Annotated in this window: 8 protein-coding genes and 1 pseudogene; 4 read left to right on the top strand and 5 right to left on the bottom strand. The window is 38.5% G+C overall.

Features of this window, described 5'->3' with window-relative positions:
• The 5 genes and pseudogenes from AACY61_RS02920 to topA all read right to left on the bottom strand — a co-directional run.
• Positions 1-389, bottom strand: a pseudogene (locus tag AACY61_RS02920) (gliding motility protein GldM); the annotation flags it as partial.
• Positions 390-429: 40 nt separating this feature from the next.
• Complete coding sequence (gene gldL, locus AACY61_RS02915; protein WP_339610009.1) at positions 430-1,083, bottom strand: gliding motility protein GldL; 654 nt, start codon at positions 1,081-1,083, stop codon at positions 430-432.
• Positions 1,084-1,143: 60 nt separating this feature from the next.
• The gene (gldK, locus tag AACY61_RS02910; RefSeq protein ID WP_339610007.1) at positions 1,144-2,517 is read right to left on the bottom strand and encodes a gliding motility lipoprotein GldK; all 1,374 of its coding nucleotides are present in this window, start codon (positions 2,515-2,517) and stop codon (positions 1,144-1,146) included.
• Between the two features lie 106 nt (positions 2,518-2,623).
• Positions 2,624-3,787 (bottom strand): formimidoylglutamase, encoded by a 1,164-nt coding sequence (locus AACY61_RS02905; RefSeq protein ID WP_339610005.1) that lies wholly within the window; start codon positions 3,785-3,787, stop codon positions 2,624-2,626.
• A 5-nt stretch (positions 3,788-3,792) separates the two neighbouring features.
• Positions 3,793-6,273, bottom strand: a complete 2,481-nt coding sequence (gene topA, locus AACY61_RS02900) for a type I DNA topoisomerase (RefSeq protein ID WP_339610003.1) — start codon at positions 6,271-6,273, stop codon at positions 3,793-3,795.
• 267 nt (positions 6,274-6,540) lie between these two features.
• Between topA and miaB the strand changes: the two genes are divergently transcribed.
• From miaB to AACY61_RS02880, 4 genes are all read left to right on the top strand, one after another.
• Positions 6,541-7,992, top strand: a complete 1,452-nt coding sequence (gene miaB, locus AACY61_RS02895; protein ID WP_339610001.1) for a tRNA (N6-isopentenyl adenosine(37)-C2)-methylthiotransferase MiaB — start codon at positions 6,541-6,543, stop codon at positions 7,990-7,992.
• Between the two features lie 48 nt (positions 7,993-8,040).
• A complete protein-coding gene (locus tag AACY61_RS02890; RefSeq protein WP_339609999.1) occupies positions 8,041-9,318 on the top strand; it encodes a sigma-54 dependent transcriptional regulator in 1,278 nt (425 codons plus the stop codon).
• A 16-nt stretch (positions 9,319-9,334) separates the two neighbouring features.
• Positions 9,335-9,844 carry an LptE family protein gene (locus tag AACY61_RS02885; protein ID WP_339609997.1) on the top strand — a complete coding sequence of 170 codons (510 nt, stop codon included), beginning with the start codon at positions 9,335-9,337 and terminating at the stop codon, positions 9,842-9,844.
• 7 nt (positions 9,845-9,851) lie between these two features.
• Positions 9,852-10,526, top strand: a 675-nt coding sequence (locus AACY61_RS02880) for a hypothetical protein (RefSeq protein WP_339609995.1), incomplete at its 3' end; no start/stop codon positions are given.

The raw sequence follows: 10,526 nt of genomic DNA, 5'->3' as shown, positions 1-10,526 counted from the left end.
CCCACAAAAAAGGTTTGGTTTAGATAATCAGGTTTGTCCATCACTTCATAATTTCCGGTACTCAAGTCTTCCTCCTTTACAGTAGCTCTTAAATCATCTTTTACTGACTGAATGTATGAATCGAAACTATTTGAAAGTGTAGTAATCTGATCTGCTTTCGCTTTTGCATCAGCAAATCTAGTAGGATTTTCATTTGCTTTTTCTGTTAATCCAGCCATATAATCTGCGTTTCGTTGTTCAGCAGACATATTGGCTTCTGATAATCGTTCATTCATGAGTCCAAAGGCTGATAATACTTCTTTGGACATATTAAGTGCAAGCATAGCAATGAAAACCAGATACATCAGGTTAATCATCTTCTGTCTTGGGGATAAATTTCCTCCTGCCATTTTCTTTGTTTTATAAGTTAGTTATACAGTTAGAAAGATATTAGTTTCTGTTTGTCATTGCAGAAAGCATACCTCCATATACTCCGTTTAACGAAGAAAGGTTGGTTGCCATTGCTTGCATTTGTTGTTTTAATTGGTCTGCGTTTTGAGCAACTTCGTCGTTAATTTGAGTTTGACGGGTAGCTGATTCAACTTGCACTTTATAGAGTGAATTTAAAGACTCCATTTGTGCAGCTGCGAGACTCATTTCCTGGCTGTATTTCTTTGTGGCGCCCATTGCTTCTGCTGTTGGCTGAAGATCTTTTGCAGCACCTTCAAAAGAGCGAATGCTTTCACCTAGGCTTGACATTAGGTTTGCATCTAAACGAGCTTCTTTAAGCATTTCGTCTAATTTTTTAGATAAAAGACCTTGTGGGTCTTCAGTGCTTTCTGCTTTTCCTTTTTTACCTGATGATTGACCTCCGGCCAATTCAGGATAAACCAAAGACCAGTCTAAATCATCATCAACCGGTTCAAAGGCAGAAATTGCAAAAATGATAGCTTCAGTAATCAAACCGATTGCCAAAAGGATTCCACCATTTAGAGGCCCGATTTCCCAGTGAAGAATTTTAAAAAGCGCTCCAATAATTACGATAGACGCTCCAAGGCCATAGGCCATGTTAAATAGTTTTTTTGTAGATTTTGATTGTGCCATGATAATTTAAAATTTTAAGTTAAGTTTTTAAGTTAGTGTATTTGAAATTTAGGTTAATTTTTATCTTGCATCGCCAAATTGTTGGTTTAAAACAACATCGGTTCCCATGTAATCCTGAACAGTTCTAAATCCGATATAGCTTCTGGCAGTGTCTGCATATTCATAATCCCTGGTGCTTACCTGTAGGAAATATGCAACATCCTTCCAGGATCCGCCTCTAACAACTTTTCGCATATTTTCAGCTTGATTTACAGTTGGGTTCATTGTGGACATGTATTCATAGGACGCAGGGTCGTATGAAGAATCCACCCATTCTGATACATTTCCTGCCATGTTGTACAGGCTGTAATCGTTAGGTTCATAAGATTTTGCTTCAACGGTATACAGCGCCTGGTCGGCTGCATAATCTCCTCTTAAGGGTTTGAAATTTGCCATAAAGCAACCTCTATCGTTTATTGTATATGGTCCTCCCCATGGGTAACTACCGGATGCGATTCCTCCTCTGGCGGCATATTCCCACTCACCTTCGCTTGGCAAACGGAATTGTGGAACAAAATTGCGATCGCGTTGTTTCTGATAGGCGTTTTTGTAGAGGGTTCTCCAGGCAGCAAAAGCTTTTGCCTGTTTCCAGCTCACACCTACTACGGGATAATCACCATAAGCCTGATGCCAAAAATAATCATTGTGCATTGGCTCGTTGTATGAGTAGTTAAAGTCTCTAATCCAAACTGTGGTATCCGGGTAAATCTCAACATCTTCACGGGTGATGTATTCGCTTCTCTTCTTACCTTGGTTTTTAGCAGCAGCCTGAATATCCATGGTGGTGTATTGGAATTTAAGGTGCTTCACATCAATAGTTCTTAAACCATTGTATGATTCCTCAATTGGCAGATACATTGTATCCATCACTTCAGAATAGTATTCATCCGGATATAGTGAAGTATCCCATATCAATTCAATGTCTTTGTTAATTTTTCTGCCTTCATAAAAATCCTCACCAAATCCCCAGTAGTTATCATACATATACTGCTCATAGGGCGTCATGTTGTCTGTGTTTTGGTCCATAAAGGCAAACTCACCAATTCCGCCATCACCGGGAGTGGCGCCTACTTCATCGGCAAGTATTGCAAGTTTTAATCTTACAATTGAATCTCTAACCCAATTCACAAACTGTCTGTATTCTGAATTGGTGATTTCAGTTTCGTCCATGTAAAAAGAACGCACTGTTACAGTTTTGGTTGGAGCATCTTTTACACCTACAAAGTCGTCATCAGGCTTACCCATAATAAAAGAGCCACCCGGCACAAGTGTCATGCCATAAGGCTTCTCAGGGTGCCACTTTTTTCCTTTGACACCAACTAACTCACCCCTATCTCCGGAGTTACAGCTAATCAAAAAGGATACAATCGCAGTAAATGCAATAAACTTCTTCATAAGTATTAGGTTAAATTTTCAGATTTTAAGGGCGTAAACCTATCTATAAATTCTCTAAAAAACAACATTTTTTTTTAAATCCCTTAAAATCTATTTATTATTAATTTTAAATTTCATTTTTACGTCTGGCTTTTAGCCATCTTTCAGGTATTTCCTGATTGCAGGCACTCACATAATCCTGATAAGTGCAAGGTAATAACGTGTGTCTTTTTAATTTATTATTCCCTTCAGGAATAAATGGCAACTCAATCCACCATCTTTGTGTTTTTAGACTCTTTTTAAATAACAGCACATCATTCTGAACAGGAACTTTGTAGGATTTAAAATCTGAATCTGAAACAAACTCTCCATCATCTATTCTGTAATTAACACCTTCAATGAAATACCAGATTATTTGAGCAATCAGCATAGATGCTGATGGTGCATTTTCAAAATTGTTGATTTCAAAGACTCCAAAAAAACTCACCTTGTTACTGATGCCTGCATAACGAGCAATAGCACAAACTTCTCTTCCGTCCAAACCATTGGGTGAACTGTTATTTATATAACTAAGTTCTGTGCCTTTTATTGCAGAAATATCTAAACTTATTATATCTGCATCTCTTGTTAGCGGCTCAACAAGCTGAATTTCATTTGTAATTTCACCCAACCTGTATGCGTCAAAATAAAGTCTTTCAAGCAACGAAATTTCATCAGCAGCATTAAAATAAGACTGATACCCCACCACACTGTAATTGAAAAGGTTGTAGGGTTTGTCAATGACCATTCTGCCAACATAAGAAACGTTGCTGATAGGGGCTTCTGCATCTCCAATATCAAACTTACTGTCTATATTGACATAATTAATCATTTTTCCAAAATCATCATAGGCTCTGTATACAGCATACGTTAAATCCTGTGACCCACCCAGCATAATTGGAATGACTTTTTTATGAAGCAGCGCTTTTACAACTGTTGTTACAGCAAAATAGGTATCGGAAACAGTTTCACCCGGATTAATATCACCAAGATCAGAAATGTTGTAATTCCAGTTTCCAGGGAAAAGCGCATACAAAGATTTTCTTATAGAATCAAAAACCGGATAAGATCCGTTAAAGTCAGTATCATTTCTGTTTTCCCTAACTCCAAACAAAGCAAATTTACAGCCTTCAAGTTCCGGGAAACCATTTCTGCCGTTATGAATTCTCAACTGTTTACCCAATACATTTTCAGGCAATAACTCACGATGACCCAAAACCGACTTGCTTACAGGGCTGAAAAACTCTTGCATAATTTTTACTTCTTAGAAGCTTTTTTTCGCGTTGACTTTTTTGCAGGGGTCTTTTTATCAACCATTGCTTTTACTTCTTCCAAAGTTAATTTTTCAACATCTGTAGTCTTTGGAAGCTCAACTTTAGTTTTACCCTTAATGACATTAAAGCGGCCCCATCGGGCTTTTTCTACTCGAATTCCTTCTGATGGCCACTCCCTTAAAAGTTTTTCTCTTTCCTTTTTGAGTTTATCTTCAATGAGTGTTTCTATATCGTTTTGAGAAAGATTGTCAAAATCATATTTCTTACTGACATTGATAAACATATTATCCCATTTAATAAAGGGGCCAAACCTGCCCACACCTTTTTGAACAGGCTTCTCATCATAATAGGCAATGGGTGCATCGGCTTTTTTCTTTTCCTCAATAAGCTCTTTGGCGGTATCCATGGAAACTTCCAGTGGGTCCATTCCTTTGGGAAGTGATATAAAAGTCTTTCCATATCTTACATACGGACCAAATCTTCCATTGTTAACTTCAACTTCTTCACCATCCAGTTCGCCCAATGTTCTCGGAAGTTTAAACAAGTCTATAGCTTCTTCCAGGGTTATAGTATTGAGTTGTTGGTCGGGTCTTAGACTTGCAAATTGCTTTTCTTCATCATCGGGTGCTCCAATTTGCGCCATTGCTCCAAATTTACCCAGACGCACTAAAATTGTTCTTCCGGTTTCTGGGTGTTTACCTAAAATACGCTCACCACTTTCACGTTCCGCATTTTTTTCAACATCCTTTACTTTGGGATGGAAGTCTTTATAAAAGTCCCGAAGTATTTCTGTCCATTTCTCATTTCCTTCAGCAATATCATCAAAATTCTGCTCTACTTTGGCTGTGAAATTATAATCGAGTATAGTTTCAAAGTTTTCCACTAAAAAGTCATTGACTATCATTCCGATATCAGTAGGCACCAGTTTCCCTTTATCAGACCCCACCAATTCAGAAAGGGTTTTTTCAGAAAGTGCTTGTTTTTGTAGAGAAAGCATTTTATACTTTCTTTCAACCCCCTCAATCGTTCCTTTTTCTACATAATTGCGTTGTTGGATTGTAGAAATCGTTGGCGCATATGTTGATGGGCGCCCAATACCCAATTCCTCAAGCTTTTTCACCAAAGATGCTTCTGTATAACGAGCAGGAGCTCTGGTGAATCGTTCTGTGGCTGTGATGTAATTATTAGTAAGTTTTTCGTCCAGGGTTAAGTTGGGCAGCATTCCATCTTGCTCTTCATCTTCATTGTCTGTACCTTCAAGGTATACCTTCAGAAAACCGTCAAATTTTATCATCTCACCATTGGCAGAAAACTCCTGATTGTGAGTTGATGCTGAAATTCTCACATTGGTTCGCTCCAGTTCCGCATCGCTCATTTGCGAGGCGATGGTGCGTTTCCAAATCAGTTCATAGAGTCTGGCCTGGTCTCTGTCTATGTCAACACTATGTCTTGAAATATCAGTGGGCCTGATGGCTTCGTGCGCTTCCTGAGCTCCTTTTGATTTCCCTTTGTAATTTCTGGGCTTGCTGTATTTTTCACCAAAAGAGGCCGCGATTTCTTTTTGTGCAGCGCTTTTTGCTTCTTCAGAAAGGTTTACACTATCTGTACGCATATAGGTTATAAGCCCCGCCTCGTAAAGTCTTTGCGCCACATTCATTGTTTTAGCAACCGGGAAATAGAGTTTTCGGGAAGCTTCCTGTTGAAGTGTCGATGTGGTAAAAGGCGCTGCAGGATATTTTTTTGCAGGCTTTTTCGATAAGTCACTTATTTTAAAATTGGCGTCAATGTTTTGTTGCAGAAAAGATTTTGCCTCTTCAAGTGTTTGAATATTTTTGGGCAATTTTGCTTTGAACGGTTTTCCTTCATCACCCATAAACTCAGCATCAATACGAAAAGAGGGTGCCGGCATAAATCCTTGAATTTCGCGCTCACGTTCAACAATCAACCTTACAGATACTGATTGCACCCTTCCTGCAGAAAGCCCGCCTTTTACTTTTTTCCAAAGTACAGGAGAAAGCTCATAACCCACCAATCGGTCTAATACTCTACGTGCTTGCTGTGCATTCACGAGGTTATAATCAATTTTCCGTGGATTTTCAATTGCTTTGAGAATAGCAGTTTTCGTAATTTCGTGAAAAACAATTCGCTTAATTTTTGCATCGTCAAGCTTTAATTCTTCAGCGAGATGCCAGGCGATGGCTTCTCCTTCACGGTCTTCATCACTAGCGAGCCAAACAGTTTCAGCTTTATCAGCCAAAGCTTTCAGACTTTTTACCAGCGCTTTTTTATCTCTGGGCACAATGTATTTGGGTTTAAAATCGCCTTCTACATCAACCGCAAGTTCTTTGGATGGTAAATCAGCAATATGACCAAAACTGGATTCTACTTTAAAATCCTTTCCGAGAAACTTCTCGATGGTTTTTGCTTTTGCCGGTGACTCTACGATTACAAGATTTTTTGCCATATTCCTACTCCCAAGAGGGTGGGAGACTCATTATTATAAGTTAAAATTAGCTTGAAAGTGGAACCAAAATAAAACTTTTTTTGGATATCATTTACAAGATTCCCGCCTTTACGGGAATTGCAAAAGTATAGGATTTTTTTTATAATGAAAGAATTAGTAGAAATCACAGCATCAAAAGAAGCTAAAAATTCCACAAAACTTTCTGCCAATTTGTCACAAATCTATTAAAAATTGTATCTTTGCACACTTGTAGAATTAGCAAATAATATGGAGAAAGTTATTGACGAGAAAAAACAAGGCACAAAACTATTAATGGATACTGTTGAAGGAAACACCAAAAAACTTTTTATAGAAAGTTATGGGTGCCAAATGAATTTTAGCGACAGTGAAATTGTTGCTTCCATTTTGTCTGAAAACGGTTACAACACCACAAGTCAACTTGAAGAAGCCGATTTGGTTTTGGTAAACACCTGTTCCATTCGGGACAAAGCGGAACAAACCGTTAGGAAACGTCTTGAAAAATACAATGCCGTAAAAAAAACTCACAACCCCTCAATGAAAGTGGGCGTATTGGGTTGCATGGCCGAGCGTCTTAAAAATAAATTTCTTGAAGAAGAAAAAATTGTTGACCTCGTAGTGGGGCCTGATGCTTATAAAGATTTGCCCAATTTACTGAGTGAAGTTGAAGAAGGGAGAAATGCCATCAATGTGATTCTTTCAAAAGAAGAAACGTATGGAGATATTTCCCCGGTCCGTTTGCAAAGTAATGGTGTCACAGCATTTGTATCAATTACAAGAGGATGTGATAACATGTGTACTTTTTGTGTTGTTCCATTCACCCGCGGAAGAGAGCGCAGCCGAGACCCTCAAAGTATTTTAGAGGAAGTCAACGACCTGGCTGCCAAAGGTTTTAAAGAAATTACCTTGCTGGGACAAAACGTTGACAGTTACTTATGGTATGGTGGAGGGTTGAAAAAAGATTTTGACAAAGCCACTGAAATGCAAAAAGCTACTGCAACTAATTTTTCAGGACTACTTTCACTGGTTGCCGAAGCTCAACCCAAAATGCGCATTCGGTTTTCCACATCCAATCCACAAGACATGACAATGGATGTCATTGAAACAATGGCAAAGTACCAAAATATTTGCAACTACATTCATCTGCCTGTACAAAGTGGAAGTACCCGCGTCTTAAAAGAGATGAACCGCCAGCATACCCGAGAAGAATACATGCAACTCATTGACAACATCAAAAGCATCATTCCGGATTGTGGAATTTCACAAGATATCATTGCCGGATTTCCTACGGAAACCGAAGAAGACCATCAAGACACCTTGAGTTTGATGGAGTATGTAAAGTATGACTTTGGTTTTATGTTTATGTATTCTGAACGTCCGGGAACACTGGCAGCAAGAAAACTTGAAGACGACATCCCTGAAGCTGTCAAAAAGAGACGATTACAGGAAATCGTGGAATTGCAACAACAGCACAGTGCTTACAGAACAAAACAATTTGTAGGCAAAACACTGGAAGTCCTTATTGAAAAAACTTCCAAAAGAGATGAACATCAATGGAGCGGTAGAATACCTCAAAATACTGTAGTGGTTTTCCCAAAAGAAAACTACACTATTGGAGATTTTGTAATGGTCAAAATAACCGATTGTACTTCGGCGACATTGATTGGGGAGGCAGTTAGTTACAGCGAGAATAATTCATAACCTTTTAACGAGATTCCTCCTCAATAAATTGGGGAAGGGAATTGGAATATGGAATCAGTACAAGCAATTAAACAACGATTTGGAATCATTGGCAACAACGCCAAGCTCAACCGGGCCATCGAAAAAGCGATTCAGGTGGCACCTACTGATATTTCGGTATTGGTTACAGGAGAGAGTGGTGTGGGTAAAGAAAGTATTCCCAAAATCATCCATTCACTCTCACACAGAAAACACGGCAAATACATAGCCGTAAACTGTGGTGCAATTCCCGAAGGCACTATTGACAGTGAGCTTTTTGGTCACGAAAAAGGTGCTTTTACGGGAGCAACCCAAACACGCAGCGGCTATTTTGAAGTAGCAGACGGCGGCACAATATTCCTTGACGAAGTGGGCGAACTCCCACTACCTACTCAGGTGCGACTGCTGAGAATTCTTGAAAATGGTGAATTTCTTAAAGTAGGTTCTTCCAAAACCCAAAAAACAAACGTGCGCATTGTAGCGGCTACAAACGTCCAAATGGCTCAGGCAATCAGTGATGGAAAGTTTAGAGAAGATTTATTTTATCGTTTAAGCACTGTTGACATTCATTTGCCGCCTTTAAGAGAACGGGAAGAAGACATTCACTTGTTGTTCAGAAAGTTTGCTGCAGATTTTGCCCAAAAGTACAATATGCCGACAATCAGACTGACCGATGATGCCGTTCAATTACTTTTAAAGTATCGCTGGAGCGGAAACATCAGGCAATTGCGCAACGTGGCAGAACAAATTTCTGTGTTAGAACAAAACCGAGAAATTAACGCATATACCTTGAAAAACTATTTGCCGGATATGGGTAGGCAACTACCGGCAGTGGTAAACAGTAAGAAATCTGAAAGCGATTTTGGTTCTGAGCGGGAAATACTTTATAAAGTGCTTTTTGATATGCAGCGCGACGTGAATGACCTTAAAAAACTAACACTTGAGCTTATGAAAAGTGGAAGTACTGAACATGTTCAGAAAGAACATTCCGGTTTGATTAAGAAGATTTATACCCCCCAGGAAGAAGACTCGTTTGAAGAATTAACAGATATCATTGAGGAAAACGATTCACAAAATGATGTTGAAATTCTTGAACTCGATGACACTCCAGATCAAAATAAGGCCAAAGACAAATATCATTTTGCCGAAGAAATTCAAGAAGAAGAAACCCTTTCTATTAAAGATAAAGAACTCGAACTCATTAAAAAAGCCCTGGAAAAAAACAACGGAAAACGTAAAGCCGCTGCCGATGAACTGGGGGTTTCTGAAAGAACACTTTACAGAAAAATCAAGCAATTCGGACTTTAATAATCCTAATTTTCAAATGAAAAAAACACTCCTTATACTCACTTTATTAACAACAATGTTTAGCATTCAAAGTTGTGGGGTTTATTCATTTACAGGAGCTTCTGTGGCTTCAAACATCAGTACTTATCAGGTTAACTTTTTCAGAAACAATGCACCTATAGTTGAGCCGGGGATTGACCGGCAATTCACCCAAAGCCTTCAGGATATCATCCTAAATCAAACCAGCCTTGATTTGACCAATCAAAACGGCGATTTGATTTATGAAGGTGAAATTGTAGAATATTATATTGCACCCATAACCGCTACTGCACAAAACACTGCGGCACAAAACAGGTTGACAGTTTCGGTCAATGTACGTTTTTATGACACTAAAAACGAAGGCAACGATTTAGAACAACGATTTTCTTTTTATTATGACTATGGTGGTTCTGCCCAGTTGACCGGTTCACAAAGAGATGAAGCCTTAAATGTAATTTTTGAGCGGATTACACAAGATGTTTTTAATGCCACATTGGCAAAATGGTAACTATATTTTGAACAGGGAAAAAATCACATATTTACTTCAACATCCTGAAACCGTCAACTCAGAAAACAAGTTGGATTTAGAAACAATTCTTTCTGATTTTCCCTATTTCCAACCAGCCAGGGCATTGTATTTAAAAGTATTGAAAGACGAAAACAATTATCAATACAATCAGGAGTTAAAAAAAGCTGCGGCCTATACTACAGATAGAAGTGTCTTATTTGATTTTATTACCTCTGAAGCGTTTCATCAATCTTCAACAATTGAAGTCAAAGAAAATGACACTCTGGAATTAGAAAAAGCCGAAGCCATCCTCAACCCCAATCTGTTTGAAAGAAAAGCAGAAAAAACACCTCAGGAAAAAGCTGTTGAGGAATTACTTGAGATCAACAAACCTTTACCGTTTACCAAAGAAGACAAACACTCATTCAATGAATGGCTCCAACTCACAAAAGCAAAACCCATCAATCGGGAAACTGATCATAAATTGGATGAAAACAGCTCATCAAAAAGCAGTAGTAAGGAAGAAAAGTTTAAGCTTATTGACAAGTTCATACAGGAAAACCCTAAAATAAAGCCCAAAGAAACCCAAACTACAGAGGATTTTTCCATTCCCAATCCACAACCCAACGAGCATTTAATGACTGAAACTTTAGCAAAGGTTTACTTGCAACAAAACAACTTC

Source organism: uncultured Planktosalinus sp., from assembly GCF_963973675.1.
Taxonomy (GTDB): domain Bacteria; phylum Bacteroidota; class Bacteroidia; order Flavobacteriales; family Flavobacteriaceae; genus Planktosalinus.
Note: the sequence above shows the minus strand (reverse complement) of the source record. Positions and strands in the feature narration are given on the sequence as shown.

Coding starts and splice junctions, on each gene's coding strand:
- gldL (WP_339610009.1), bottom strand. CDS start 1,083: ATGGCACAATCAAAATCTACAAAAAAACTATTTAACATGGCCTATGGC.
- gldK (WP_339610007.1), bottom strand. CDS start 2,517: ATGAAGAAGTTTATTGCATTTACTGCGATTGTATCCTTTTTGATTAGC.
- topA (WP_339610003.1), bottom strand. CDS start 6,273: ATGGCAAAAAATCTTGTAATCGTAGAGTCACCGGCAAAAGCAAAAACC.
- AACY61_RS02890 (WP_339609999.1), top strand. CDS start 8,041: ATGGAATCAGTACAAGCAATTAAACAACGATTTGGAATCATTGGCAAC.
- AACY61_RS02885 (WP_339609997.1), top strand. CDS start 9,335: ATGAAAAAAACACTCCTTATACTCACTTTATTAACAACAATGTTTAGC.
- miaB (WP_339610001.1), top strand. CDS start 6,541: ATGGAGAAAGTTATTGACGAGAAAAAACAAGGCACAAAACTATTAATG.
- AACY61_RS02905 (WP_339610005.1), bottom strand. CDS start 3,787: ATGCAAGAGTTTTTCAGCCCTGTAAGCAAGTCGGTTTTGGGTCATCGT.